Annotated in this window: 1 pseudogene; it reads left to right on the top strand. The window is 65.1% G+C overall.

Going from position 1 to position 496, the window contains the following annotated elements:
• Positions 1-496: pseudogene (locus ASE91_RS18150) on the top strand (IS256 family transposase); the annotation flags it as partial.

Raw genomic sequence — 496 nt, 5'->3', positions numbered from 1 at the left:
ATCTGGCAGCAACGGCCGCTCGACCCGGTCTATCCGCTCGTCTTCTTCGACGCCTTGCGGGTGAAGATCCGCGACGAGGGCATGGTCCGCAACAAAGCCATCCACATCGCGCTCGGCGTTCGCGCCGATGGCACCAAAGAGGTGCCGGGCCTGTGGCTCGAGCAGAAGCCGAACGCCCGGACGATGATCCGGGGGATCATCGTCCGTGAGGCTGGGCGCCAAATTCTGGCTCAGGGTCATGAACGAGCTCAGGAACCGCGGCACCGAGGATATCCTGCTCGCCGTCGTCGACGGCCTGAAAGGATTTCCCGAGGCGATCACCGCGGTGTTTCCCGACGCGATCGTCCAGACGTGCATCGTCCACCTGCTGCGAAACTCAATGGACTTCGTCTCGTGGAAGGACCGCAAGGGTCTGGCGACGGCGCTGAAGGAAGTCTACCGCGCGCCCAGCGCCGAGGCGGCCGGGCAGGCACTGACGGTCTTCGAGGCCGGTCCT

Source organism: Sphingomonas sp. Leaf62 (assembly GCF_001421915.1).
Classification (GTDB): domain Bacteria; phylum Pseudomonadota; class Alphaproteobacteria; order Sphingomonadales; family Sphingomonadaceae; genus Sphingomonas.
The sequence above is the reverse complement of the archived record's forward strand: the minus strand, read 5'-3'. Positions and strand labels throughout refer to the sequence as shown.